This window comes from Stenotrophomonas sp. 704A1 (assembly GCF_030549525.1).
Classification (GTDB): Bacteria; Pseudomonadota; Gammaproteobacteria; order Xanthomonadales; family Xanthomonadaceae; genus Stenotrophomonas; species Stenotrophomonas tuberculopleuritidis.
In genome coordinates this window covers 4,135,485-4,160,493 of sequence record NZ_CP130831.1, presented here as the reverse complement: position 1 = coordinate 4,160,493, position 25,009 = coordinate 4,135,485, and the positions used below count along the sequence as shown (strand labels likewise).

At 68.8% G+C, this 25,009-nt stretch carries 21 protein-coding genes; 9 read left to right on the top strand and 12 right to left on the bottom strand.

Annotated features, from left to right (window positions below):
- Positions 1-32: 32 nt before the first annotated feature.
- From tsaC to Q5Z10_RS18970, 7 genes are all read right to left on the bottom strand, one after another.
- Positions 33-623 (bottom strand): L-threonylcarbamoyladenylate synthase type 1 TsaC, encoded by a 591-nt coding sequence (gene tsaC / locus Q5Z10_RS19000; protein ID WP_303636906.1) that lies wholly within the window; start codon positions 621-623, stop codon positions 33-35.
- A gap of 115 nt (positions 624-738) precedes the next feature.
- Positions 739-3,237 carry a DNA topoisomerase I gene (locus Q5Z10_RS18995; protein ID WP_303636905.1) on the bottom strand — a complete coding sequence of 833 codons (2,499 nt, stop codon included), beginning with the start codon at positions 3,235-3,237 and terminating at the stop codon, positions 739-741.
- A gap of 221 nt (positions 3,238-3,458) precedes the next feature.
- Positions 3,459-4,388: an RDD family protein gene (locus Q5Z10_RS18990; protein ID WP_303636904.1), complete on the bottom strand. Its 930-nt coding sequence runs from the start codon at positions 4,386-4,388 to the stop codon at positions 3,459-3,461.
- A gap of 49 nt (positions 4,389-4,437) precedes the next feature.
- Complete coding sequence (locus Q5Z10_RS18985) at positions 4,438-5,178, bottom strand: pilin (protein ID WP_303636903.1); 741 nt, start codon at positions 5,176-5,178, stop codon at positions 4,438-4,440.
- Positions 5,179-5,218: 40 nt separating this feature from the next.
- Positions 5,219-5,692 carry a DUF494 family protein gene (locus Q5Z10_RS18980; protein ID WP_108750316.1) on the bottom strand — a complete coding sequence of 158 codons (474 nt, stop codon included), beginning with the start codon at positions 5,690-5,692 and terminating at the stop codon, positions 5,219-5,221.
- A 43-nt stretch (positions 5,693-5,735) separates the two neighbouring features.
- A complete protein-coding gene (dprA, locus tag Q5Z10_RS18975; RefSeq protein ID WP_303636902.1) occupies positions 5,736-6,863 on the bottom strand; it encodes a DNA-processing protein DprA in 1,128 nt (375 codons plus the stop codon).
- A gap of 100 nt (positions 6,864-6,963) precedes the next feature.
- Positions 6,964-8,091 (bottom strand): LysM peptidoglycan-binding domain-containing protein, encoded by a 1,128-nt coding sequence (locus Q5Z10_RS18970; RefSeq protein WP_303636901.1) that lies wholly within the window; start codon positions 8,089-8,091, stop codon positions 6,964-6,966.
- A 127-nt stretch (positions 8,092-8,218) separates the two neighbouring features.
- Between Q5Z10_RS18970 and def the strand changes: the two genes are divergently transcribed.
- From def to Q5Z10_RS18945, 5 genes are all read left to right on the top strand, one after another.
- Positions 8,219-8,731 (top strand): peptide deformylase, encoded by a 513-nt coding sequence (def, locus tag Q5Z10_RS18965; protein ID WP_303636900.1) that lies wholly within the window; start codon positions 8,219-8,221, stop codon positions 8,729-8,731.
- Positions 8,732-8,852: 121 nt separating this feature from the next.
- Positions 8,853-9,776 carry a methionyl-tRNA formyltransferase gene (gene fmt, locus Q5Z10_RS18960; protein ID WP_303636899.1) on the top strand — a complete coding sequence of 308 codons (924 nt, stop codon included), beginning with the start codon at positions 8,853-8,855 and terminating at the stop codon, positions 9,774-9,776.
- 3 nt (positions 9,777-9,779) lie between these two features.
- A complete protein-coding gene (gene rsmB, locus Q5Z10_RS18955; RefSeq protein ID WP_303636898.1) occupies positions 9,780-11,111 on the top strand; it encodes a 16S rRNA (cytosine(967)-C(5))-methyltransferase RsmB in 1,332 nt (443 codons plus the stop codon).
- A 22-nt stretch (positions 11,112-11,133) separates the two neighbouring features.
- Positions 11,134-12,846 carry an ArnT family glycosyltransferase gene (locus Q5Z10_RS18950; RefSeq protein WP_303636897.1) on the top strand — a complete coding sequence of 571 codons (1,713 nt, stop codon included), beginning with the start codon at positions 11,134-11,136 and terminating at the stop codon, positions 12,844-12,846.
- 233 nt (positions 12,847-13,079) lie between these two features.
- On the top strand, positions 13,080-14,255 hold the full coding sequence (locus Q5Z10_RS18945; RefSeq protein ID WP_303639228.1) for an O-antigen ligase family protein: 1,176 nt from the start codon (positions 13,080-13,082) through the stop codon (positions 14,253-14,255).
- Positions 14,256-14,283: 28 nt separating this feature from the next.
- Here Q5Z10_RS18945 and Q5Z10_RS18940 read toward each other — a convergent pair whose 3' ends face one another.
- The gene (locus tag Q5Z10_RS18940; RefSeq protein WP_303636896.1) at positions 14,284-15,090 is read right to left on the bottom strand and encodes a glycosyltransferase family 2 protein; all 807 of its coding nucleotides are present in this window, start codon (positions 15,088-15,090) and stop codon (positions 14,284-14,286) included.
- Between Q5Z10_RS18940 and Q5Z10_RS18935 the strand changes: the two genes are divergently transcribed.
- Positions 15,089-16,147 carry a CDP-glycerol glycerophosphotransferase family protein gene (locus Q5Z10_RS18935; RefSeq protein WP_303639227.1) on the top strand — a complete coding sequence of 353 codons (1,059 nt, stop codon included), beginning with the start codon at positions 15,089-15,091 and terminating at the stop codon, positions 16,145-16,147. The two genes, Q5Z10_RS18940 and Q5Z10_RS18935, sit on opposite strands and share 2 nt — an antisense overlap.
- Before the next feature lie 76 nt (positions 16,148-16,223).
- On the opposite strand, the gene Q5Z10_RS18930 is transcribed toward Q5Z10_RS18935, so the two are convergent.
- The 4 genes from Q5Z10_RS18930 to Q5Z10_RS18915 form a co-directional block, all read right to left on the bottom strand.
- Positions 16,224-17,762 carry a PH domain-containing protein gene (locus Q5Z10_RS18930; RefSeq protein WP_303636895.1) on the bottom strand — a complete coding sequence of 513 codons (1,539 nt, stop codon included), beginning with the start codon at positions 17,760-17,762 and terminating at the stop codon, positions 16,224-16,226.
- Positions 17,759-18,271 carry a PH domain-containing protein gene (locus Q5Z10_RS18925; protein ID WP_303636894.1) on the bottom strand — a complete coding sequence of 171 codons (513 nt, stop codon included), beginning with the start codon at positions 18,269-18,271 and terminating at the stop codon, positions 17,759-17,761. Before Q5Z10_RS18925 ends, Q5Z10_RS18930 begins: the two co-directional genes overlap by 4 nt.
- A gap of 75 nt (positions 18,272-18,346) precedes the next feature.
- Complete coding sequence (gene ribA / locus Q5Z10_RS18920; RefSeq protein WP_303636893.1) at positions 18,347-19,480, bottom strand: GTP cyclohydrolase II RibA; 1,134 nt, start codon at positions 19,478-19,480, stop codon at positions 18,347-18,349.
- 73 nt (positions 19,481-19,553) lie between these two features.
- Complete coding sequence (locus Q5Z10_RS18915) at positions 19,554-20,474, bottom strand: lauroyl acyltransferase (protein ID WP_303636892.1); 921 nt, start codon at positions 20,472-20,474, stop codon at positions 19,554-19,556.
- A 61-nt stretch (positions 20,475-20,535) separates the two neighbouring features.
- Between Q5Z10_RS18915 and dtd the strand changes: the two genes are divergently transcribed.
- From dtd to yjjJ, 3 genes are all read left to right on the top strand, one after another.
- Entirely contained in the window at positions 20,536-20,976 is a 441-nt protein-coding gene (dtd, locus tag Q5Z10_RS18910) for a D-aminoacyl-tRNA deacylase (RefSeq protein WP_303636891.1), read from the top strand.
- A gap of 90 nt (positions 20,977-21,066) precedes the next feature.
- Positions 21,067-22,917, top strand: a complete 1,851-nt coding sequence (gene rpoD / locus Q5Z10_RS18905; protein WP_303636890.1) for an RNA polymerase sigma factor RpoD — start codon at positions 21,067-21,069, stop codon at positions 22,915-22,917.
- A 247-nt stretch (positions 22,918-23,164) separates the two neighbouring features.
- Positions 23,165-24,565, top strand: coding sequence for a type II toxin-antitoxin system HipA family toxin YjjJ (gene yjjJ, locus Q5Z10_RS18900; protein WP_303636889.1), 1,401 nt, complete (start codon positions 23,165-23,167; stop codon positions 24,563-24,565).
- Positions 24,566-25,009 lie beyond the last annotated feature (444 nt).

Sequence of the window (25,009 nt, the reverse complement as noted above, 5' to 3'; positions counted from 1 at the left end):
GCGCGATTGGCGACGCTGGCGCAATCGGCCGGTCAGGAGCGCAGGACGTTGCCACTGAGCGCGTCGCGGATCGGCGTCGGCTGGGCCAGGCCGCCGGTCTGCCCATCGAGGATGCCGTCGAGCAGGCGCAGCAGGCGCGGGTCCAGCTCGTTGCGGCTGCGGGCGGGGGGCTCGCCGGCCAGGTTGGCGCTGGTGGACACCAGCGGGCCACCCCAGGCGCGGCACAGTGCCGCTACCAGCGGATGGGCACTGATCCGCACGGCGATGCCGCTGTGTTCGCCGGTGACCCAGGGCTGCGCACGGGGCCCGGCGGGCAGGATCCAGGTGTTGGCGCCGGGCCAGCTGGCCAGCACCGCGCGCTGGCGGGCGTCGGGCAGGGCGTGCAGGCGCACCCAGCCGTCCAGCTGCGCAAGTTCGGCAGCGACCAGGATCATGCCCTTCTCGATCGGGCGCTGCTTCAGCCGCAGCACCATGTGCACCGCTGTTTCATGGGCGGGGTCGCAGCCCAGGCCCCAGACCGCCTCGGTCGGGTAGGCGATCACACCGCCGGTGCGGAGCGTGGCGACAGCGGAGTCCAGGGTAAGTTCTTTCATGGCGGCGACCGGCCCGGCGTGGGCCTTCATTATCCCCCTGCTGCGTGCAGATGGAGTGGAACGGGGCCGCCCGGCCGTGCCGGCCGTGGTCGGTGCGGACCGCTGGTCCGCACACCCTGGCCCCTCATCCACGCATGGCGTGGCGCTACTTCTTTGCAGCGGCCTTCTTGGCCGGCGCCTTCTTGGCGGCAGCCTTCTTCACGGCCGCCTTCTTCACCGCAGCCTTCTTCACCGCCTTCTTGGCGGGGGCTTTCTTGGCAACCGCCTTCTTCGGCGCGGCGTCCTTCTTTACGGCCGCCTTCTTGGCCGGTGCCTTCTTCGCCGCGGCCTTCTTGCCGAAGCCCTTGCGCACCGGCTTGCCGGTCTCTTCCATCAGCTGCTGCACCTCGGCCAGGGTCAGCGATGCCGGTTCGCGATCCTTGGGGATCTTGCCGTTCATCCTGCCGTCGCTGATGTACGGGCCGAAGCGGCCGTTCAGCACCTGGATGTCGCTGCCCTCGAATTCCTTGATGATCCGGTTGCGCGCGATCTCTTCCTTCTCTTCGATCAGGAACACGGCGCGGGCCAGGTCGATGGTGTACGGGTCGTCTTCCTTCTTCAGCGAGGCATAGGTGCTGCCACGCTTGGCGAACGGGCCGAAACGGCCGATGCCGACGCTGACCGGCTCACCGTTGTCCTCGCCCAGCGCGCGCGGCATCAGGAACAGTTCCAGCGCGTCTTCCAGGGAGATGGTGTGCATCGACTGGCCGGGCCGCAGCGACGCGAACTTCGGCTTCTCCTCGGCATCCTCGGCGGTGCTGCCGATCGCCGCATACGGTCCGAAACGGCCCAGGCGCACGCTGACCGGCTTGCCGGTCTTCGGGTCGGTGCCCAGTTCGCGTGCACCGCTGGCCTCGGCACGGTCGACCGATTCCTTCTTGTCTTCGACCAGTTCCTTGAACGGTTCCCAGAAGCGCGACATCAGCGGGATCCACTCTTCCTCGCCGCGCGAGACGGCATCGAGCTCGTCCTCCAGCCTGGCGGTGAAGTCGTAGTCCACGTACTGGGTGAAGTGGCTGGACAGGAACTTGGACACCGCCCGGCCAACGTCGGACGGACGGAAGCTGCGGCCTTCCATCTCCACGTACTTGCGGAACAGCAGGGTCTGGATGATCGAGGCGTAGGTCGAAGGACGGCCGATGCCGTACTCTTCCAGCGCCTTCACCAGCGCCGCTTCGGTGAAACGCGGCGGCGGCTGGGTGAAATGCTGTTCGGCCAGCACGCGTTCCAGCGGGATGCGGTCGCCCGGCTTCATCGCCGGCAGCTTGCGGCCTTCATCCTCGTCCTCGGCGCTCTTGTTGTCCTTGCCTTCCTCGTACACGGCCAGGAAGCCGGGCACCACCACGGTGGTGCCGCTGGCACGGAACACGTGCTCGCTGCCGGCCGACAGGTCGACGCTGACGGTGTTGAGCGTGGCCGGGATCATCTGGCAGGCGACGGCGCGCTTCCAGATCAGCTCGTACAGGCGGCGCTCGTCGTCGGTCAGGAAGCGGGCAACCTGGGCCGGGGTCCGCAGTGCCGAGGTCGGGCGCACGGCTTCGTGCGCTTCCTGGGCGTTCTTGGACTTGGTCTGGTAGGTGTTGGGCTGGTCCGGCAGCGAGGCGATGCCGTAGTCGCGGGCGATCACATCGCGGATCTCGGCCAGCGCATCCTGCGACAGGTTCACCGAGTCGGTACGCATGTACGAAATCAGGCCGACAGTCCCTTCGTCGCCGATGGCCACGCCTTCGTACAGCTTCTGCGCCACCTGCATGGTCTTGCGGGTGGTGAAGCCGAGCTTGCGCGAGGCTTCCTGCTGCAGGGTGGAGGTGGTGAACGGCGGTGCCGGGCGGCGCTTGCGCTCCTTGCTGGCCACGTCGGTGACGTGCAACGCGCCCTGCGCGGCCTGCTGGATGCGCAGGCGCGCGGCCTCGGCGGTCTCGCCATCGGTGACGGTGAACTGCTCGAACTTCTGCCCGTCCAGCTTGATCAGCTTGGCGTTGAAATGCTGCGACGGATGCGCGCACTCGGCGCCGATGGACCAGTATTCGCGGGCGATGAAGGCTTCGATCTCCTCCTCGCGCTCGACGATCATGCGCAGCGCCGGGCTCTGCACGCGGCCGGCGGACAGGCCACGCTGCACCTTGCGCCACAGCACCGGCGACAGGTTGAAGCCGACCAGGTAGTCCAGCGCACGGCGCGCCTGCTGGGCGTCCACCAGATCGCTGGCGATGGCGCGCGGCTGGTTGATGGCTTCCTTGATGGCGCGCGGGGTGATCTCGGTGAAGACCACGCGCTGCATCGGCTTGTCCTTGACCAGCCCGCGCTCCTTCAGGATCTCGGCGATGTGCCAGCTGATCGCTTCACCCTCGCGATCCGGGTCGGTCGCCAGCAGGATGTCGTCGGCGCCCTTGGCGGCCTTGGCGATCGCATCGACGTGCTTTTCGTTCTTGTCGATCACGTCGTAGTGCATGGCGAACCCGTTGTCCGGGTCGACCGCGCCTTCCTTCGGAATCAGGTCACGCACATGCCCATACGAGGCCAGGACGGTGTAGTCCTTGCCGAGGTATTTGTTGATCGTCTTGGCCTTGGCCGGCGATTCAACGATGAGCAGGTGCTTGGGCATGGCAGCAGGGTCTGTGGGTAAGCCGCGGGGAAGGGCCGCTAGGGTGGAGCAAACGGCCGCATTAGTGAAGCGGCCACGGGCAAATCAATAAACTGAACGCCCGGGACTGTGCCGGGCGTTCAGGTTTCACCTTATTAGAGGAATCACGCCCGGCCTGCCGTTGTCAAGCAGGGGGGCGTGACGATGGCCGTCCACGACGGCTCCTTGGCCGTCCGCGTGGCTCAGGACGCCATGTTGGCGATGACGCCGACGGCGAAGATGATCGCGGCGAAGCCGAGCAGGGTCAGCAGGCCGCCCAGCACCAGCACCACGATGGTGACCGTGCCCAGTTCGCGCCGCTGCAGCTGGGGCTGGTCGCTGTAGGCCCAGCGATCGACGACGACGGTGTCGCAGATCATGTCGTGCAGACCCTGCTTGCGCTCGGTGAAGGCGGCCATCAGGTAGCCGATGCACAGGGTCAGGCCGCTGAGGATGGTGGCGAAGTAACGGCCGATGCTGCGGCCCAGGGTCAGGCGCTCGCCGTTGCCGCGCACGACCTTGATGCCGATGGCCATCTTGCCCAGGGTGGCGCCGCCGCGGGACGCATGGAACCAGCCGTAATAGGCGGCGCCGATGAACAGGCCGGCAAAGCCACTGACCAGCTGGGTGACCACTTCCACCGCCGTGTCGCCGCTGCCGGCGGCGCCCATGCCCGCGCCGAGCACGAAGCCCAGTATGCCGCCCACCACGCCGCTGGGGATCAGCAGCACGAAGTAGTCGATCAGGTAAGCGGCAACGCGCTTCCAGAAGCCGGCATAGACCACTTCGCCGCCCTGCACCGGCTGCGAATGATCGCCACCGGCCGCGCCGGGGGCGTTGTACGGCGAGCTGCTGAGTGCACCGGTGCCGGGCAGCGGCGCGGTGCCGTTGTCGATCGCGGCGTAGTCGCCGCGCAGGTCGAAGCCGCCGCTGGCGCTGGAGGTGCTCGCGTCGGCCAGGGTCTGCAGGCCCAGCTCGTCCACCACCTGGCGCAGCTGTGCCCATTGGCCCATGCCTTCGCGCCAGACCAGCGTGTCCAGATTCAACTGCCCGCGCTGGAAGCGCTGGCGGATCTCGGTGACCTCCAGCGGCCCCTGGCGTTGCTGTCCTTCGGCGTAGTACCACTCAGTCATTGCATGTCCCCTGTTGGGTCGTCCTTGGTGGGTTGCGCAGGCACGCGGCTCAGCCGCGGCAGTGCGTGGGCAGATACTTGTCGTCGCTTTCGCCGCTGCATTCCCAGCGTCCGCTGTCACGATCGTACTCGAGCCAGAGCAGGTCACCGTCCAGCGCCTTGCCGGGTACCGACAGGGTCGCTTCGATGCCGCAGTGGCCGTTGTTGAAGCGGCCGATGTTCACGGCCGACAGGCCCTGTGCAGCGAAATCGGCGCTGGCCGGGAAGCCGGCATCGTTGGCACCCGGGCAACGGCCCTGATCATCGGCGAAGTGCTGCACCTTTTCCTTCAGCGGTTCCAGTGCGGTCACCGCCGCAGCGACCTTGGCGCGCTGGGTGTAGTCGGAATAGGCGGGCAGGGCGATGGCGGCCAGGATGGCGCAGATCGGTACCAGCACCAGCAGCACGCCGCCGATGATGGCGCCGATCGCGCAGCCGGACAGGCCCTGTTTCGCGGGCGCGGTGGCCATCTGCGGCGCGGTCGCATACGGCGATGCCGGTGGCAGCGTCGGTGGCAGGGGGGCTGCCGGCGGTGGTGGCGGTGCGACGGTGGCGGTGACCGGGGCCTCGACGGCGGGCACGATCAACCCCAGTTCGTCGACCACGCTGCGCAGCGGCTGCCAGTTCGGCAGGCCGTCGCGCCAGACCAGGGTGTCCAGAGTGACCTGGTTGCTGCGGAACAGCTCGATCAGCTGTTCCGCTGGCAACGGGCCTTGCTGGCGGTTGCCTTCGGCATGGAACCACTCACTCACGGGGGACGCTCCTGAATGCGCACGGCCCCCAAGTGTACGGTCAGTGCAGGGGTTCTGGCTCGTCCACGAACATCTGCGTTTCCATCCAGGCGTAGGCCGCCTCGGCGCCCGGCTGGTTGAACAGCACCATCAGCACCACCCACTTCAGGTCGTCCAGGTCCAGTTCGTCCTGGTCCAGGGCCATCGCACGGTCCAGCACCAGCTCGCGCTGGTCGGCGTCGAGGATGCCGTGCTGTTCCAGGTACAGCAGGAAACCACGGCATTCCACGTCGAGCTTGTCCAGCTCCGGGCCATGGTAGATGCGCACCGGGCCATCGACCCGCGCCTGGGCCACGCTCGGACGCTGCGCAGCCAGGGCATCGAGCCAGTCGAATGCCTTGTTGATCTCGGTGGGGCTGAATCCGGCCTGGATCAGGCCATTCTGCAGCGAATCGCGGTCACGGATCAGGTCCGCATCTTCGCTGAAATAGTGTTCAAACAGGTACAGCAGTACATCCAGGATGCTCTCTTTCATTGCCCCTCGGCCTGCGTCGCGCGACGCTGTGGAGGTGAAGAAACTAGGGACGTCGACAGTAGCGGCCGTGTACGCACACCACGATTCCCGCAAGTTCCATGGCCAGCAGCATGGAGGACACCTCCGGCGCCGTCAATCCACACCGCGTGATCAATGAATCCATACCGCTTGGGTCGGGCTCCAGTGCCCGCCACAAGCGCTGGTAGTTCGCGTCGTCCGCCCAGCGGGCCGGCAGGACCGCCGGCGCTGCCTGTTCAGTGGGGGTGGCCAGCCGGGTTTGCAAGGCCGGAAGCTGCTGGCGCAAGGCCGGCGCCAGCAGTTCCAGCACTTCCTCGGGGCGTTCGACCAGCGCGGCACCCTCGCGGATCAGCCGATGGCAGCCTGCCGCACGCGGGTTCAGCACCGAGCCGGGCAGGGCGCAGACCTCGCGGCCGGCCTCGGCGGCGAGCCGCGCGGTGATCAGCGCGCCGGAGCGATGGGCGGCCTCGACCACCACCGTGGCCAGGGCAAGCCCGGCCACCAGCCGGTTGCGGGCCGGGAAGTGGGCCGGCCGCGCCGCCGTGCCGGGCAGGTACTCGCTCAGCACCACCCCGTCCACGCCGATCCGGGCCTGCAGCCGCGCATGGCTGTCCGGAAAGGCCCGATCCGGGCCGGTCCCGATCACCGCGACGGTGCAGCCGCCGGCGTCCAGCGTCGCCACATGGGCGGCCGCATCGATTCCTGCTGCCAGCCCGCTGGTGACCGCCAGGCCCGCTTCCACGAAGCAGGTGGCGAAGCGGGCGGCGAGCGCGCGCCCGGCCGGGGTCGGCGAGCGGCTGCCGACCAGCGCCACCGAAGGACGCCAGGCCCGGGCCGGATCACCGTCCACGAACAGTGCCAGCGGCGGGTTGGGCACCTCCAGCAGGGCGGGCGGGAAGGCCGGGTGGTTGCACGCCAGCAGATGGTGGGTGTCCTGCTGCAGCCAACGCAGGGCCGGCGCCCAGCTGTGGCTGTCGGGGCGTGCCAGCGCCGCGCACTGCGCGGGCGTGCAGCCGTGTGCGCGCCAGCTGGCCGGCCCCTGGGCGATGGCCGTCGCGGCGTCGCCTGCGGCCTGCAGCAGCGCCCGTCGCGGCGCCAGCGCGCCTCCCGCCATCAGCAGGCGCAGCAGCGCCTCGTGTGCATGTGTGGTCATCCACCGACTATCGGCCGCATGCAACGAAGGCGCCCTAGGGCGCCTTCGCGTGTCGATGTCAGGGGAGTCCGGGCCTTGCCGACCAGTGGCCGGCAGGGCCTTACCTGGCGTCCGGGTGCAGCGCGCTGTAGCCCACCCGCACCGGCTTCACGCCCTGCATCACCAGCGCATAGCTGACGTTGTCGAAGGTGCGGAACACCATCGCATGCGCCGCGTACTCGTCGGGCAGGCTGACCCGGCCGGCACCGGAGCTTGTCGAATCGTCCATGCGCGAGGACCCCGGGTATTTCATCCGGTGCGCCACGTGGCTGCCATGGCGCCACAGCGAGAACACGGTGCCGTTGTCCACGCCCTGGGCGCGGCCGGCGGAGATCGCGATCACGTCGCGCGGACCGCCGGTGCTGAACATGTCGGTCACCGCCAGCACGCGCACATCCAGGCCTTCCACGCCGGCGGCGGGCACGTGCGGGAAGAACTGCAGGTCGTACGGGGTGGCTTCGACCGGGACCAGGCGATCGCCGGCCCGCACCTCGCGGCCACCGCTGCCGTTGTCCAGGACCAGGATCGAGGCTTCGGATGCGCCGCCGGCCACCTTGCTGATGGTGCCGGTGCCGACCTGGGCCAGCTCATAGCCGAGCACGCCACGACGCGCGTTCGGGGCACTGAACGCCTTCCACAGGTTGCCGCTGCCCGGGGTGACGTCGCCGTTGGCGGTCAGGTCCTCGGTGGGCTTGGGCTGGGCATAGCGCACGGTCGGGCGGACCACCGCCCAGCGCTGCCCGGCCTGGGCGTCCGGCAGGCGCACATAGGCGGTCTGGCCACCGGTGGCGCGCAGGCGGTTGTCCTCCAGGCCGACCACGTAGGGCAGCTGTTCAATGCTGTCGACCACGCTGAGCTGCTTCAGGAACGGCTCGACTTCGGCCAGCGGCACGCCGGTGACCGGCGCTTCCTGGCGTGGGCCGGGCTGGGCCGTGACCCGGTCCAGATAGGCCAGGCTGAGCACGTCACCGGGATAGATCAGGTGCGGATTGGCGATCTGCGGATTGGCCTGCCAGATCTCCGGCCACAGCCATGGCTTCTGCAGGAACCGCCCTGCGATGTCCCACAGCGTGTCCCCTTTGCGGACCACATAGGTGTCCGGGTGCCCGCCATTCACTTCCACGGCGGTAGCATAGGCAGCCACGGTCAGCATCGCCGCGGCGACGACCGTACGAAAACGAAGCAACATAGGTGTGAAGCCCTGATTCCCCAACAGGTTCGCGCACTATAGTCCAGAAACCGGGGCGCAAGGCAAGCGTTGGAGCTAGAATCTGCGACGTATGCCGGCGTACCCGGCCACCAACCCGGAAATTGCCATGGCTCTCCTCCCCATCCTTGAGTTCCCCGACCCGCGCCTGCGTACCAAGGCCGCGGTGATCGAGGCCGCCGAAGTGACCACGCCGGCGTTCCAGGAACTGATCGACAACATGTTCCAGACCATGTACGAAGCGCCCGGCATCGGCCTGGCGGCCAGCCAGGTGGACGTGCACAAGCGGTTCATGGTCATCGACGTCAGCGAAGAGAAGAACGAACCGCGCGTCTTCATCAATCCGGAAATCGTCGCCCAGGACGGCGGCCAGGTGTACCAGGAAGGTTGCCTGTCGGTGCCCGGCATCTTCGCCGACGTGACCCGTGCCGACACCATCACCGTGAAGTTCCTGGACCGTCAGGGCCAGCCGCAGGAGCTGAGGACCGACGGCCTGCTGGCGGTGTGCGTGCAGCATGAAATGGATCACCTGGACGGCAAGCTGTTCATCGACTACCTGTCGCCGCTGAAGCGCGAGATGGTCCGCAAGAAGCTGGCCAAGCAGCGCAAGCACGTGGCGTGATCGCCGATCCGGGCTGCCCCGCGGGGCGGCCCGTGCCTGCGCGCGCTGCGCAGGCTGCACGGCGCCGGCCGACGGCGCCGTTTTCTTTCCTGCACGATTTCATCCTGCAAGTGGGGTTGCCATGAGGATTGTCTTTGCCGGTACGCCGGAATTCGCGGTGTCGTCGCTGCGCGCGGCTGCGCGTCATCACGAGGTCGTCGCTGTCTACACCCAGCCTGATCGCCCCGCCGGCCGCGGCCGTGGCCTGGCACCGTCGCCGGTCAAGCTGGAAGCGGTCGCCCGTGGCATTCCGGTGTACCAGCCTGAATCGCTGAAGGATGAGGCAGCGCAGCAGCAGCTGCGCGACCTGCAGCCGGACCTGATGGTGGTGGTGGCCTATGGCCTGATCCTGCCCAGGGCGGTGTTGACGATCCCGACCCACGGTTGCTGGAACGTGCATGCCTCGCTGCTGCCGCGCTGGCGGGGCGCCGCGCCGATCCAGCGCGCGATCCAGGCGGGCGATGAGCGCACCGGCGTGTGCCTGATGCAGATGGAGGCGGGCCTGGACACCGGGCCGGTGCTGCTGCACCAGGAGCTGCCGATCGCGGCCACCGAGACCGGTGGCCAGCTGCATGACAGGCTGGCCGAACTGGGCGCGCAGGTGCTGTCCGATGGGCTGGGCCTGCTGCGCGCAGGCATCAAGCCGATCGCGCGCCCGCAGCCGGAGCAGGGCGTGACCTATGCGCACAAGCTGGACAAGGCCGAGGCCCGGCTCGACTGGGCGCTGGAGGCCGGCGCGCTGGCGCGCACGGTGCGCGCGTTCAATCCGTGGCCGATCGCCGAAGCAGTGCTGGCCGGTGAGCGCGTGCGCATCCACGGAGCGGTGGCGGTGGACGTGGACCATGGGCAGGCGCCGGGAACGGTGCTGGCCGCAGGCCGCGAGGGCATCGACATTGCCTGCGGGCAGGGCGCACTGCGCCTGCGCGTGCTGCAGCGCGAAGGGGGCAAGGCGATCACCGCTGCCGACTACCTCAATGCACGCCGCGACCTGCGCGTGGGGGCGTAAGCGGTGGCGAAGCAGAACGATTTCTCCATCGCCAACGCGGCACCCGGTGCGGCGACCCGCATGCTCGCGGCACGTGTGCTGGCGCAGGTGTTCACCCGCGGCCGCTCGTTGAAGGCCGAGCTGGCCTGGGCCCTGCCGAAACTGGCCGACACCCGTGATCGCGCGCTGCTCGAAGCCCTGTGCTTTGCCGTGCTGCGCCGGCGCAGTACCTATGACGCCGCCCTGCAGGCGTGGATGCAGAAGCCGCTGTCGGCCCGCGACGCCGACCTGCGCACGCTGCTGATGGTCGGCTTCGCCCAGCTGGATGTGCTGGAACTGCCGGCCCACGCCGCACTGTCGGCCACGGTCGACGCCGCGCGCGCGCTGGGGCGTGAGCGCCAGGCCGGCCTGGTCAACGCGATCCTGCGCCGGGCCCAGCGCGAAGGCTTCCCCGAACAGCCGGCGCGCGACGCGTTTCCTGCATGGCTGGCCGACGCGGTCGAACGCGATTGGCCGGCGCAGGCCGAGGCGATCTTCGCCGCCAGCCTGCAGCCGGCACCGCTGTGGCTGCGTGCCAACCGCCAGCAGGGCGGGCGCGAGAAGGCGCTGGCGGCGCTGCAGCAGGCCGGCATTGCCGCCGACGCCAGCCCGCTGAGCGCCGATGCGCTGCGCCTGGCAACACCGGTGCCGGTGAATCAGCTGCCCGGCTTTGCCGACGGCATGTTGTCGGTGCAGGATCTGTCGGCGCAGTGCGCCGCCGATGCGCTGGCAGCGCCGGCCGGCAGCCGCGTGCTGGACGCCTGTGCGGCGCCCGGCGGCAAGTCGGCGCACCTGCTCGAGCGCGATCCCGGTCTGCGGTTGCTGGCACTGGATATCGACGCCCGCCGCCTTGCACGTGCCAAGGACACCTTTGCACGCACCGGGGTGGGCGACGGCGCGCAGGTGCAGGTGGCCGATGCCAGCGATCCGGGCGCATGGTGGGACGGGGTTCCCTTCGACGCGATCCTGCTGGATGCGCCGTGCTCGGCCACCGGTGTGATCCGCCGCCAGCCGGACGTGATGTTCCACCGCCGTGCCGAAGACATCGATGCGCTGGTCGGGATCCAGGCCCGCCTGCTGGAGGCCTGCTGGTCGATGCTGCGCCCCGGTGGCGTGCTGCTGTATGCCACCTGCTCGATCCTGCGCGTGGAGAACGTCGAGCAGGTGCGGGGCTTCCTGAAATGGCATCCGGATGCGGAAGCTGCGCCGCTTGGTGACGCTTTTGGTCTGGATTGTGACGGTATCGCGCGGCAACGGCTGCCCGGAGACCACGATGCTGACGGATTTTTCTACGCACGTCTGCTAAAAAAGGCCTGACCTTCCCGCTGTCCGAGTTCCCATGCTGAAAACCCGTGCGTCACGCCAGACGTGGTTGTTCGTAGTGATGGCCCTGCTGGTGCTGGGCGCCGGACTGGGACTGCGCGACCCCTGGCCCTCGGACGAACCGCGCTTCGCCCTGGTGGCCAAGCAGATGGTGGACAGCGGCGACTGGCTGTTCCCGCACCGCGGGCTTGAGCTGTACTCGGACAAGCCGCCGATGCTGATGTGGTGGCAGGCCACGCTGTACAGCGTGGTCGGCAACTGGCGGGTCGCGTTCCTGCTGCCGTCGCTGATCGCCGCACTCGGGACCTTGTGGTGCGTGGTCGATCTCGGGCGCCGGCTGTGGACGCGGCAGGTGGGCCTGTATGCCGGCTGGGCGCTGCTGTTCGCCCTGCATTTCACCTTCCAGTCGAAGAAGGCGCAGATCGATCCACTGGTGGTGCTGTTCATCACCCTGGCCAACTACGGCCTGCTGCGCCACCTGCTGCTGGGCCCGGCCTGGCGCTGGTGGTGGCTGGGCTGGTTCTTCGCCGGCGTCGGGGTGATCACCAAGGGCGTGGGCGTGATCGCCCTGCTGATGATCGTGCCGGCACTGATCGGCTCGGCGCTGCGCTGGCCGCGCGTGCGCCTGCATGCCCGCGACCCGCGCTTCTGGCTGGCACCGCTGGCGTTCCTGCTGGCGATCGCGCTGTGGCTGGTGCCGATGGTGACGACCGCGCTGGCAACGCGCTCCGGCGACTACCTGGCCTACATGGATGACATCCTGTTCCGGCAGACCGCCAAGCGCTACGCGCAGTCCTGGGACCACCACCAGCCCTGGTGGTACTTCCTCGGCACCATGCCCTCGATGTGGATTCCGGCGTTCCTGGCACTGCCCTGGGCGATCCCGGCCTGGCGGCGGCGGCTGCAGCGCCAGGATGCGCGCTACCTGCTGCTGCTGGGCTGGTGGGCGCTGATCGTGCTGTTCTTCTCGATTCCCGATGGCAAGCGCGATGTCTACATCCTGCCCGCGCTGCCGATGTTCTGCCTGGCACTGGCCCCGTTGCTGCCGGGCCTGCTGCGCCGGCGCGACGTGCAGGCAGTGCTGGGCGGCTTCACCCTGCTGCTGGCACTGGGCACGTTGGCCGCGGGCGTGTCCGCGCTGATCGGCAGGCCCGGCTTTGAAGCCCGGTTGATGCAGACCCGCGGCATCGGCAACGGGGAAATGAACGCCCTGGCCTGGGCCGCGCTGGCGATGGGGGGCTGGGGCGTGGCCAGCCTGCTGCTGTTCGGGCGTGGCCGCCGCGAGCTGGCGCTGGTCTCGACCCTGACCGCGGTGTGGGTGCTGTACAGCCTGGTCGGCTATCCGCTGTTGAATGACTCCAGTTCCGCGCGGGGCCTGATGCGGCATACCGGCCAGCGCATCGGTGCCGACGCCGAACTGGGCCTGGTCGCCTGGAAGGAGCAGAACCTGCTGATGGCCGACCGCCCTGCGGCCACCTTCGGCTTCAGGACGCCCTGGGACGAGCAGCTGGCCGCTGCCGTGCGCTGGCAGCAGCTGGTGCCGCAGCGGCGCTGGCTGCTGGTGCACGAAGACGCATTGCTGCCCTGCGTCGATCGCAGCCGCGCCGAACTGGCCGGTATCGCCAACCGTCGTCGTTGGTGGCTGGTGCCGGCCGCCGCGATCCAGGGGCCCTGCGTGGCCAGTGCGGCCGAGCGCGAACGTGAACGGCGCTTGCAACGTGAGGAGTAACCCTGCGGGCCGGCACTTGTCCAGACTGCCCAAGCGGCGCCAAAGGCAGTAAAACGTCAGCGTGGGACCGGCATCGCCGGTCGTCCGGTTCATTCAGCAGGATCGCAGCGAACTTTTTCGACGTGGCAGCTTCACAGCACAACCTGGAATCCACGATCGGCGATCCGCTGGGCGTCCCCGCAGGGCGGCGTCCGCGCGCGGCGCACTGGCTGGCGCAGATCGGCCTGTTCTGCATGCCGGCGCTGGTGCTGACCATTCCGATCAACCTGCTGCCCTACGCGCTCGTGCTGCTGGTCAGCACCGCGATGGTGCCCGGCCTGCTGTGGCAGGCGCGGAAGATGGACCCGCAGCCGATCAAGGTCCTCAGCTGGCTGATGCTGGCCGTGCTGGTGATGGGCATCGTGTCGGTCATGCTGTTCGAGCAGGGCCTGCGCGATGTCGACAATCGATCCCGCTTCCTCGTCATCCCCTGGATCGCGCTGTGGGTGTGTGCGCTGCGCCCGGACATGCGCTGGCTGTGGCGCGGTGCGCTGGCCGGGTTGCTGGGCACTTTCGTGCTCTCGGCCCTGCAGGTGTTCCGGGGTGCGCCACGGGCCGAACTGTTCACCAACGCGATCGTGCTGGCCGACATCGTGATGATGCTGATGGTGCTGCTGGTGTTCTGCCGGCCGTCGCGGCGCTGGTCGCTGGTGATCGTCGGCATGGCTGCCGGTTGCGGCACCATCATCCTGACCGGCAGCCGCGGCGTGTTCGCGGCGCTGCTGGCGCTGCTGGTGGTGCTGGCACTGAGCCTGCGCTGGCGCACCGGCGTAGCCCGGCTGTCGGTGCTTGCCGGCATGCTGGCGATCGGCGCGACCCTGCTGCTGTCGGTGCCGGAGCTGCGCCAGCAGGTGCGCTTGTCCGAACTGCACAGCGATGTGCAGCGCATGGAGCAGGGTGACAGCGATTCCTCGGCCGGTGCCCGCGTGGAGCGCCTGCAGGTGGCCTGGGAGACCTTCCTCGACCATCCGCTGACCGGCGTCGGCATCGGCCACTTCGACACGGCCATGAAGCGGGTGCCGGCCTGCCGCGAGAATCCGCAGGAAATCCGCTGCCACCTGCGCCATGCCCACAACGATCTGGCCGAGTGGGCCGCCACCCAGGGCCTGCCCGGCCTGTTGCTGCTGCTGGCGGTGTACGGGGTGCCGCTGTGGGTGTTCGTGCGCCTGCATCGGCGCAGTGGGCACACCACCTTCCGTGGCCCGGCCGCCGCCGGCGTGATGGTGGTGGTGTCCTATGTGCTGTGCGGCCTGACCCAGTCGATGTTCGCGCACCAGATGACCGCCAGCTTCTACGTCACCATCCTCGGCCTGCTGGTCGGGTTGTCGATCGTGGAAGGCGCGCGGTACCGCGCGCGCCAGAACGGCTGACCGGCCGGCGCCGGGCACCGCCCGGCACTCAGGGCGGCGGCGGGTCGGCCACGGCCTGCCCGTTGCCGAGCATCCACAGCATGATGGTCTTCTGCCGCACGTAGTTGGCGCGCACATAGGCATAGACCAGGCCGTGCCAGCCATCGCGGAAGCCGCCCCGGAACAGGAAGCCGCGCCAGAACCGCCAGGCCGGGGCCAGCACCAGCTTGCCGAGCGTGGCGCGCTTGCCGCGGGCGAATTCGTGCTCGGCCATCATCCGCGCGTACTTCTCGGTCTTGGCCAGCTGCTGCTGCAGCGACCGGTACGGGTAGTGGATCAGATCACCGCGCAGGGTGCCGACGCTGCCATCGACGCTGGCGGCCTCGTGGATCTCGCGCGTACCGCGCCAGCCCCCGTGGCGCCGGTCGAACAGGCGCAGCACCCGGTCCGGGTAGGCATTGCCGTGGCGCAGGAACCTGCCGAAGTACTCGGACAGGCGCGCGAAGCGATAGCCGTGGTGGCCGCTGAAGCCGCGGTCACGGGCCTGTTCGATGGCGGCGCGCAGTTCCGGGCTGATCCGCTCATCGGCGTCCAGGCACAGCACCCAGTCATGCCGGGCCTGCTCGACGCAGAACGCCTTCTGGCTGCGGAAGCCGTCGAAGCGCCGTTGCAGGACGCGGGCGCCTGCGGCCTCGGCGAGGGCGACGGTGGCGTCGGTGGACTGCGAGTCCACCACCACGATCTCGTCGCAGAACGCCAGCGACGCCAGGCAGTCGCCGATGCGGCCAGCCTCGTTGAACGCGATAATGCAGGCCGAGATGCGAGGCCGTTCGTTGGGAGCGGTCGTGGAGGACATGATGGCCGGGTACCTGTTGTTTGCGACGGAGCGCTATGCGCTGCCTATTCTCGCCCCGTTGGTGCAGGCCTTGCACGCATCCGGCCAGGAGGTGGCGGCCTGGTTCGAGGGGGGCGCCGCCGGCAGCCAGCTGCAGGGGGTGCCGAACATCGGTCTGAAGCAGGCGCTGGCGATGCGCCCGCGCGCGGTGTTCAGCGCGGCCAACTGGGTACCGACGTTCCTCTCTGGAGCCAAGGTGCAGCTGTTCCACGGCTTCAACGTGGAAAAGCGCGACAGTGCACGCGGCCACTTCCGCGTGCGCGGCATGTTCGACCTGTACTGCACCCAGGGCCCGGCCACCACCGCGCCGTTCCGCGAGATGGCCGCGCTGCAGGGGCATTTCGCGGTGGCCGAGACCGGCTGGCCGAAACTGGACCCGCTGTTCCGCGACGATGGCGGTGAGAGTGCTGCGCTGCGTGCCGCGGCGGGCGCGCGCCCGGTGATCCTGTTCGGGTCGACCTTCACCGAGCGCCTCAGCGCGGCCCCGCACCTGCATGCGCAGATTGCCGCCGATATTGCCGCCGGTGAGCGCTACTGGCTGTTGACCCTGCACCCGAAGTGCGCGCCGGAGCTGTTCGAGCGCTACCGTGCGCTGGCCGGCGCCAACGCGCGCTTCATCGAACCGGAACAGGTGATGGCCGCGCAGCGTGCCGCCGATGTGCTGGTGTCCGATACCTCGTCGATCGTTTCGGAGTTCATCGTCCAGCACAAGCCGGTGGTGACGTTCCGCAACCGCGTGCCGAAGCCGCACATGATCGATTTCGACGACCCGGCGCAGCTGCCCGCGATGCTGCAGCGCGCGCTGCACCCGGAGCCGGCACTGCAGGCGGAGATCGTCCGCTATGCCGACGCCATCCACCCCTACCGGGATGGGCGGTCGAGCGAGCGGGTGATTGCCGCGACCGAGGATTTCCTGGCCGGCGAGATGGGCCGGCTGCGCCGCAAGCCGTTCGGCAGCTGGGTGCGCGACCTGCAGATCCGCAAGGACCTGGGGTACTGGGGCCCGTCGCAGCGCTGATCAGCGTGCAGCCGCGCCGCGCCCATCGCCCGGCCCTGCGGTTGATCCCCGCCACGCGTGGATCAACGCTGCACCCTCACCAGCGCAGCTTGCGCCGCGCCAGCGCTGCGGCCAGCTGCTCCATCACCTGCTGGGCCTGGGCGTGCGGCAGGTAATTCAGTGCCAGCGCCACATCGCCATGCGCACCGGCGGTGTCCAGCTGCAGGCTGGCGGTACCCAGCAGCTTGTCCAGCGGTGAGCGCTGCAGGCGCAGGCCCTGCACCTTGTCCAGTTCGGCCCAGCGCCACCAGCGCTTCCACCAGCCACCGCGCACGGCCACGAACTGCGCGTCCAGGTGCCAGCCGATGCGTGCCATCTGCCGGTTGGCCACCAGCAGCGCCACGGGCAGCCAGGCCAGCACCAGCAGCGCCCACGGGCCCCAGCGCCAGTACATGCCGGCCGCCAGCAGCGGCACCATCAGCATGCTGGGCAGGCACAGCCGCCACCAGCCACGCTGCGGCACCGGCTGCCAGTGCGGCGGTGGCCACTGCAGCTGCGGCAGCAGGTGCCGCACCAAGCCGTCACAGGTGCCGGCTGCCGCCAGTGGCGCCAGTTCGCGCAGGGCGCGGTCATCGTCGCGCGATGGCCCGCCGGCGGCACTGTCGATGCGCAGCTGGCGCAGCCCGAACCACCGTTGCAACGTGCTTTCGCGCAGGGTCCAGGCCTGGATGCGGCGGCGCGCGACGCTGCTGCGGGTGCGGCTGAGCAGGCCGGTGGATACGGTCAACCGCCGCTCGCGCTCGCTGAGGGTGAAGCCGTGGTAGCGCAGCAGGGTCAGCACCACCGACAGCACGCGCAGCGACAGCCAGCCCAGCAGCAGCGTGGCCAGCAGCAGCATCAGTGCGCCGGCAACGCCGGGATGCAGGTGGCTGGCGTAGCCGAAGGCTTCACGGCCGCCGCGCTGCAGGGCGTCGTCCATCACCGGCCGCGGCACGGTCTGGAACAGTACGCCGAAGGCGGCGATCGCCAGCGCCCAGCCCCGGTTGGAGAGCAGGCCCATGCGCACCACGTCCCAGCTGGACAGGCGCAGCAGCACCGGATCGTCGTCGCGCGTGGTGGCCGCTGCGGCGATGTCATCGGCGACGGCCACGGGCGGCTGGCCGCGTTGGCGTACCAGCTGTTCCAGCGCCAGTGCCTGGTCCAGCCGCAGCACCCGCATCTCGGCTTCCGGGCGCACGCCGCCGGCCGATTCCAGCCGCAGTTCGGCCACGCCGAACAGACGGTGCAGCGGGTTCTGCCGCACTTCCACGTTGTGGATGCGGGCGAACGGAATCTCGCGCCGGTTGCGGGCCAGCAGTCCGCTGCGCACGGTGATCGCATCGCTGCCGATGCGGTAACGGTAGCTGAGGTACTGCAGGACCGAGACCAGTACCAGGGCGACGATGGCGCCCAGCGGGATCAGTTGCGCCCACAGCGGATCGCGGTCGCCGCGCTGGCCGAACACCAGCAGCGCGACCAGCGGCAGGAAGTAGTGGCGCAGCTGCATGAGCAGCACGAACAACCAGGACCAGCGGTGCAGGCGATGCTCTTCGCCACCGCTCGGCAGCGAGGCGGGCAGGGGCGGCGGCTGGCTCACAGGGCGTCGTCGTCCTGGTCGAGCTGGTGGGCCAGGGTGTCGCGCAGGCGCTCGGCATCGGCCTGGTCCAGGCCGTTGATGGTGACCGCGCTGAGGCGGGTGCCGGCGGTGTGCACGATCAGCGTGGCCAGTCCGGCGCGGCGCTCCAGCGGGCCGCGTCGCAGGTCCAGGTGCTGCACGCGCGAGATCGGCAGGCGGGTTTCAAGCTGCCAGAGCAGGTCGCGGCGCAGCCCCAGGCCCTGCGCATCCAGCCGCCAGCGCGTGCGTGAGGTGCGGCGCTGGCCGATCCAGGCACCGAAGGCGATGCCGGCCAGCAGGCCCAGCGAGGCGCCCCACAGGCCACCGGGAAGGTCGAAGAACCACCACGCTGCGGCGAGCGGAATGCCGGGGATGAACACACCACCGAAGGCCCCTTCCAGCGCCGCCAGCCGCGCGGCACGCGGCGGCAGGGGTTGCCAGTGGTCCAGGGCGGGGGGGAGGGCGGGAGCGGCAGAAGGCAGTTCGGTCACGCGGGCGTCCGTCAGGCAGCAGGGCGGGCATGCGCGGTGGCGACCGCACCGGCAGACGGTAGCAGGTCGGCCGCCTTACTGGGCGGCCTGGATCAGTGCGTCGACATCGAGCAGATGGCCGGCGCGGTCGGCCTTGGTGCGCAGATAGTGCTCGTTCTCGGCGGTGATTTCACCGGTGACCGGAATGCAGTCCAGCACTTCGATGCCGGCGTTGCGCAGCCGCTGGGCCTTGGTCGGGTTGTTGCTGAGCAGGGCCACGCGCGAAACCCCCAGGCCCCGCAGCATGGCCACGGCGCTGCCATAGCGGCGCTCGTCGGCGCCGAAACCCAGCTGCGCATCGGCGTCGATGGTGTCCAGGCCGTCGTGCTGGTAACCATAGGCGCGCATCTTGGCGGCAATGCCGGTGCCACGCCCTTCCTGGTCCAGGTACAGCAGCACGCCGCCGCCCAGTTCCTTCAGCTTGCGCAGACCGCGCCGCAGCTGGTCGCCGCAGTCGCATTTGAGCGAGCCGAACAGGTCACCGGTGAGGCAGGACGAATGCACGCGCACCGGCACCACGGCCGACAGGTCCGGTTCGCCGACGATGATCGCGACCTGGTCGCGCTGCGCCACGCCGCCACGGAACACGGCAAAGGTGGTCATGCCGACGTCGCGCAGCGGCACCGGCGAGCGCGCCACCAGTTCGTAATCGTGTGCCGCATGCGCAGCGCCTTCGGCCAGGTCGCACAGCCCGACCTCGGCCGCCCCCTCGAAGGTGGCATCGTCGGTGGCCAGGCGCACGGCCACCATCGCTGGCAGCAGCAGGCCCAGGCGGGCCAGTTCCACCGCACCGGCATCGAAGCCATCGCCGGCGCTCCAGCCTGCCGGCATCGGACCCGGTTCGCGCAGGTAGCCCAGCGACGGCAGCGCATCGAAGGCCACGCCGGCCAGCGGCAGGCGCGCGCCCTCGGGCGCCTCCACGCCCAGCACACGGGCACGGGTGGCGGTCAGGTACAGGTAGTGGCGCTGGCCGGCGGCAGCGGCGAAGGCGGCGAAGCTGCTGGCCGTGGCGCTGTCCAGCGCGATCACCGCCAGGCGCTGGCCCTGGCCATCGTGGAGCAGCACCGGGCGACCGGCACGCAGTTCGGCGACCGCGCGCTCGCAGCGGATCGCCGCCGGATCACCGAACAGGGAGGAAGCAGACATGGCAGGACCGGGGGAGGCGGACATCGGGGTCTCTATGGGGGCGCCAGCGTCGTATTCAACGTGCTGCGGCGCTGTGTCGCAGGCCGCAGCGCCGGGATCAGTGGGGATGTTCTTCGGTCGCGTACGGGTCGTCTTCGCCGCTGCCCGCTGGCCGCAGCGTATAGCGCTTGTAGGTCCACTGGTACTGCGCCGGGTCGCGGCGGGCGATGCGTTCGATGCCGGCGTTGAGCGCGGCGGCGGCCACCTGCGGGTCCGGATCGGCCACCGCAGGGTCGGTCGGCTCGATGTGCAGGGCGAATTCCATGTCCGGGCCGATCCGCTCGCACCAGCCGTACAGCACGGTGGCGCCGGTACGTTCGGCCAGGCGGTTGACCAGGGTCATGGTCAGCGCCTGCACGCCGAAGAACGGCACGAACACCCCGTCGCCGGCCTTGGGCTGCTGGTCGGGCAGGATGCCGGTGGCGCCGCCGTCCTTGAGCACCTTGAACAGCTGGCGCACGGCCGGCCCCTCGGCGCGCACCTGCTGCACGTTCTGGCCGCCGCGCACGATCTGCAGGAAGGCATCGCTGGCCTCGTCTTCCGGCGGCTTGTAGACGATGGCGATCTGCCCGCGCGAGGCCAGCCACTGGTTCAGCAGCTCCCAGTTGCCGAAGTGCGGCGCGGCCACGATCACCCCCTTGCCGCTGGCCAGCGCGGCGTCGTACAGGGCCTCGCCGTGGCGCTGGCGCAGGTGCCGGCGCAGGTTGTCGGCGGGTTCGCGGCTCCACAGGCGCAGGGTTTCGATGGCCTGCAGGGCGGTGGAGCGCAGCAGATCGCGCTGCAGGCGGTCGCGTGCGGGGCCGTCCAGTTCGGGGTAGGCCAGCTCCAGGTTGCGCCGGGTGACGCGGCTCTCACGCGCGTTCAGGCGCAGCCAGGCCCAGGCCAGCGCATGCGCGAAGCCCCGCAGCAGCGGCCAGGGCAGGCGGGCGAACAGGGTGGTGGCGCGGTAGACCAGGCGGGCTTTGCGGTGCGGATTCATCGGCCCCAGTTTAGCCAAGGGCGCTGCTATCGTGGCCGGCCCCGTGAACTGGAAGCCCCCGATGCTTGTCCTGATCCAGCGTGTCACCCAGGCCGCCGTGCATGTGGACGGCGAAGCGGTGGGGCAGATCGGCCCCGGCCTGCTGGCCCTGGTGGGCATGGAGCCGGGCGATACCGAGGCCCAGCTGCAGCGGATGGCCGAACGGCTGCTGGGCTACCGTGTCTTCGCAGACGAGGCCGGGCGGATGAACCGCTCGCTGCGCGATACCGGGGGCGGGCTGCTGCTGGTCAGCCAGTTCACCCTGGCCGCCGACACCCGTTCGGGCATGCGCCCCAGCTTCACCCGCGCGGCCCCGCCGGACGAGGCTGAACGCGGGTTCAATCGATTTGTCGCGATCTGCCGTGAACAACACGCCCCGGGGGTGGAAACAGGCCGATTTGGTGCCCATATGGTCGTCAGCCTGGTCAACGATGGTCCTGTGACCTTCCTTCTCAGGCCCTAGGCCGCCGGGACCACCGCCCGGCAGGCCGGGCCCCGGGCTGGTATAATGCTACGTTCCCTATTTCTCCCCAGCCGGTGGCGCGAGCACTACATGGCCAACGAACGTCCTGCCCAATCCGAAATCAAGCAACTGATCAGCAAGGGCCTGGAACAGGGCTACCTGACCTACGCCGAAGTCAATGACCATCTGCCGGACGACATGGTCGACCCGGAACAGATCGAAGACATCATCGGCATGATCAACGGCATGGGCATTGATGTCCATGAAGTTGCCCCGGATGTGGAAACCCTGCTTCTCAACGACGGCAACACGGGCAACCGTGAGGTCGACGACACTGCGGCCGAAGAAGCCGCCGCCGCGCTGAGCGCGCTCGATACCGAAGGTGGCCGGACCACCGACCCGGTGCGCATGTACATGCGCGAAATGGGTACCGTCGAGCTGCTGACCCGCGAAGGCGAAATCGCCATTGCCAAGCGCATCGAGGAAGGCCTGTCGCAGGTCCAGGCCGCATTGGGCCAGTTCCCGGTGTCGGTCGAATCGCTGCTGTCCGATTACGAAGCGCACAAGGAAGGCAAGAAGCGCCTGGCCGAAGTGATCGTCGGCTTCAACGACCTGGCCGAGGAAGTGGCCACCCCGGCGCCTGCCGTTGCCGAAGACACCAGCGACGAAGAGGGCGATGAAGACGAGGACGAGGATGATGTCGACGGCGGCGATGAAGAAGCCGCGCCGACCGGTCCGGATCCGGAGGAAGTCGCTGCGCGCATGCAGGCGCTGACCGACGCCTTCACTGCCTTCAAGAAGGCGGCCGCCAAGGGCGACAAGAAGAACCTGCCGCGCCTGCGCGAAGAGATGTCGGCGGTGTTCGTCACCCTGAAACTGCCGCTGCCGCTGACCGACGTGCTGACCAAGCAGCTGCGCGACACCATGGCCAGCATCAAGGCCCATGAGCGCCGCGTGCTGAACCTGGCCACGGTCACCGCCCGCATGCCGCGCAAAGACTTCATCCGTTCCTGGGAAGGCAACCAGACCAACCTGGAGTGGGTCGAAGACGCACTGAAGCGCAAGCAGAAGTGGTCCTCGGCGCTGCGTGAGGTGAAGGACCAGATCGTTGCCGAGCAGCAGGCCACCATCGACGTCGAGAAGCTGACCCTGCTGGACCTGGAAGAGCTGAAGGAACTCAGCCGTGCCATGGCCTACGGCGAAGCCAAGGCGCGCAAGGCCAAGAAGGAAATGGTCGAGGCCAACCTGCGCCTGGTGATCTCGATCGCCAAGAAGTACACCAACCGCGGCCTGCAGTTCCTCGACCTGATCCAGGAAGGCAACATCGGCCTGATGAAGGCGGTGGACAAGTTCGAGTACCGCCGCGGTTACAAGTTCTCCACGTATGCGACCTGGTGGATCCGCCAGGCCATCACCCGTTCGATCGCCGACCAGGCGCGCACCATCCGTATCCCGGTGCACATGATCGAAACGATCAACAAGTTGAACCGCATTTCCCGCCAGATGCTCCAGCAGTACGGCCGCGAGGCTACGCCGGAGGAGCTGGCCAAGGAAATGGACATGCCGGAAGACAAGATCCGCAAGGTGATGAAGATCGCCAAGGAGCCGATCTCGATGGAAACCCCGATCGGCGACGACGAGGATTCCCATCTGGGCGACTTCATCGAGGACACCAACGTGGAGTCCCCGATCGAGAACACCACCAACATCAACCTGTCTGAAACCGTGCGCGACGTGCTGGCCGGCCTCACCCCGAGGGAAGCCAAGGTGCTGCGCATGCGCTTCGGCATCGACATGAACACCGACCACACCCTCGAGGAAGTCGGCAAGCAGTTCGACGTGACCCGCGAGCGCATCCGCCAGATCGAAGCGAAGGCCCTGCGCAAGCTGCGTCACCCGAGCCGTTCGGAGCAGCTGCGCAGCTTCCTGGATATCGATTGATTTCCGGGTTGCGCTGATGTGTTGAGAAAACCCCGCTTCGGCGGGGTTTTTTCTTGGGGTGGCGCAGGCCAATACCCGATATATTTGTATCCCCATTGGAACTTGTTACGTAACACTATTTCCGTTTCCATCGGCAGCAATTCTTTACTAATTCCTTATGGAACAAGGGATTGTGAACTTTAATTCTCTTGCGGCGCCTTGGTATTTGCGATAAATACGTAACACTATTCCGCCAACAACCCCCGCCATGGCCCGCCCCGCGCTGTTGCAGCCCCAGGACCTGATCGCCCAGCTTCCCCCCGGTCAGCCATTGCCGGCGGCGGTCCTGACCGAGCGGCTGGGCGTGAACCGCATGACCCTCAGCCGCCTGGTTGCCGCCAGTGGCGGCCAGGTGGTGCGGCTGGGCCAGACCCGCGCGACCGCCTACGCGCTGCGCCAGCCCTCACGCGCCGGCAGCGAATGGCCGCTGTACCGGCTGCGCGAAGATGCGACGCTGGAAGAGCTGGGTCGGATGATCGCGCTCAGTGGCGATACCTTCCACGTGGACGCCAGCCGCGCGCGCACGAACCTGCAGCGTGCCCCCGAGGGCGACCTGCCCGGTTTCTTCCCTGGTCTGCCCTGGTACCTGGACGACCTGCGGCCGCAGGGATTCCTGGGCCGCAGCTTCGCCCACGGCCGCGGCCGTACGCTCGGCCTGCCGACTGACCTCAATCGATGGCAGCGCGATGATGTGCTGACGGCGCTGGTGCAGGGCGGTGGCACCGAAATCGGCGATCTGCTGCTGGGCGGCGACGCCGTGCAGGCCGCTCTGGTTGCACTGGACGCACCGCCGGACCGGGTGGACGCCGCCGATCGCACGCGCTGGTACCCCGAGCGCGCCCGGGCCGCCTTGGCCGGCGAAGACGTCGGCTCATCGCCGGGCGGCGAGCAGCCCAAGTTCACCGCCACTGTGGAAAGCGCGGGCGGCCGACGCGCGGTAGTGGTGAAGTTCGCCCAGCCCGATGGGGGCGACGCTGCGCAGCGCTGGTCCGATCTGCTGGTGTGCGAACACCTGGCCCTGCAGACGCTGCGCGGCGCTGGCATGAATGCCGCCCACAGCGAGCTGCTGCAGACACCCTCGCATACCTTCCTGGAGGTGGAGCGATTCGACCGCACCGCCGGTCAGCTGGGGCGGCGTGGCTTCGTCTCGCTGCTGGCGCTGTCGGCCGCGTTCACCGGTGAAGCAATGCTGGACTGGCCCGCTGCCGGTGCCCAACTGCAGGCGATGGGCTGGTTGTCTGCGCGCACCGTGCAGGCTGTGGCGCGGCTGCACGCATTCGGCCGCCTGATCGGTAACAGCGACATGCACCAGGGCAACGTGGGTTTCCACTTTGTGGATCGCGGCGCGCTGCCCTTGGCGCCGGCGTACGACATGCTGCCGATGTCGCTGGCGCCTTCCCGACTGGGTGTGCTGCGGCAGGACCTGCCCCTGGAAGCAGTGGCACCGCGTGGCAGTGGCGAGCTGGAACACCTGCGCTGGGCGGCACCGCTGGCCGCTGAGTTCTGGGAGCGCGTGGCGGGGGATGCGCGTGTGGGGGCGGCTGGGCTGCGTGCGTTGGCGGCGATGAATGCCGAGCGGGTAAGCGCGATGGGTGTGCGGTTTGGGTGATTTTGGATGACACATCTCCCCGCGTGTCCAACGACTGAACCGCTCGTACGATCCTGGCGCTGCGCCTCGTAACCTGGTTGGCTTTGAGGATTGTTGGAATCTGATAGCAGAATTTTCCTGGGCGCCGTGATCGCTCAGTCACGTTCCCAATCCATTCAAAGCGTTGGATCTCCCGGAAGCTGCATGCTTTCCAGAGCGTGTCGCAATCAGCAATTGAGCCCTCTACCTTCCTTTCTACACGATACTGCGCGCTTGCGCCGGTGCCGGATTGGGACGATGTGATGCGCGACGAGCGCGTGGATCCAGTGGGATTCGCCCGAAGAGCGACGCTGGCGCTGTTCCAGGTCCACCTGCGGCGGCAGGTGTGGTTCGCGGAAGTGGCGGAGAAGCGGTTGGGGCGTGTTGCTGAGGCTCTTACTGCTGCCGGGTAGCCGATCGAGCGCG

Excerpts from the sequence above, each read along its gene's own strand:
- Q5Z10_RS18915 (WP_303636892.1), bottom strand. The coding sequence starts at position 20,474 with ATGAATCCGCACCGCAAAGCCCGCCTGGTCTACCGCGCCACCACCCTG.
- Q5Z10_RS18950 (WP_303636897.1), top strand. The coding sequence starts at position 11,134 with ATGCTGAAAACCCGTGCGTCACGCCAGACGTGGTTGTTCGTAGTGATG.
- Q5Z10_RS18940 (WP_303636896.1), bottom strand. The coding sequence starts at position 15,090 with ATGTCCTCCACGACCGCTCCCAACGAACGGCCTCGCATCTCGGCCTGC.
- rpoD (WP_303636890.1), top strand. The coding sequence starts at position 21,067 with ATGGCCAACGAACGTCCTGCCCAATCCGAAATCAAGCAACTGATCAGC.
- Q5Z10_RS18935 (WP_303639227.1), top strand. The coding sequence starts at position 15,089 with ATGATGGCCGGGTACCTGTTGTTTGCGACGGAGCGCTATGCGCTGCCT.
- dtd (WP_303636891.1), top strand. The coding sequence starts at position 20,536 with ATGCTTGTCCTGATCCAGCGTGTCACCCAGGCCGCCGTGCATGTGGAC.
- dprA (WP_303636902.1), bottom strand. The coding sequence starts at position 6,863 with ATGACCACACATGCACACGAGGCGCTGCTGCGCCTGCTGATGGCGGGA.
- Q5Z10_RS18990 (WP_303636904.1), bottom strand. The coding sequence starts at position 4,388 with ATGACTGAGTGGTACTACGCCGAAGGACAGCAACGCCAGGGGCCGCTG.
- Q5Z10_RS18980 (WP_108750316.1), bottom strand. The coding sequence starts at position 5,692 with ATGAAAGAGAGCATCCTGGATGTACTGCTGTACCTGTTTGAACACTAT.
- ribA (WP_303636893.1), bottom strand. The coding sequence starts at position 19,480 with ATGTCCGCCTCCCCCGGTCCTGCCATGTCTGCTTCCTCCCTGTTCGGT.
- yjjJ (WP_303636889.1), top strand. The coding sequence starts at position 23,165 with ATGGCCCGCCCCGCGCTGTTGCAGCCCCAGGACCTGATCGCCCAGCTT.
- def (WP_303636900.1), top strand. The coding sequence starts at position 8,219 with ATGGCTCTCCTCCCCATCCTTGAGTTCCCCGACCCGCGCCTGCGTACC.
- Q5Z10_RS18945 (WP_303639228.1), top strand. The coding sequence starts at position 13,080 with ATGCCGGCGCTGGTGCTGACCATTCCGATCAACCTGCTGCCCTACGCG.
- fmt (WP_303636899.1), top strand. The coding sequence starts at position 8,853 with ATGAGGATTGTCTTTGCCGGTACGCCGGAATTCGCGGTGTCGTCGCTG.
- tsaC (WP_303636906.1), bottom strand. The coding sequence starts at position 623 with ATGAAGGCCCACGCCGGGCCGGTCGCCGCCATGAAAGAACTTACCCTG.
- Q5Z10_RS18995 (WP_303636905.1), bottom strand. The coding sequence starts at position 3,237 with ATGCCCAAGCACCTGCTCATCGTTGAATCGCCGGCCAAGGCCAAGACG.
- Q5Z10_RS18970 (WP_303636901.1), bottom strand. The coding sequence starts at position 8,091 with ATGTTGCTTCGTTTTCGTACGGTCGTCGCCGCGGCGATGCTGACCGTG.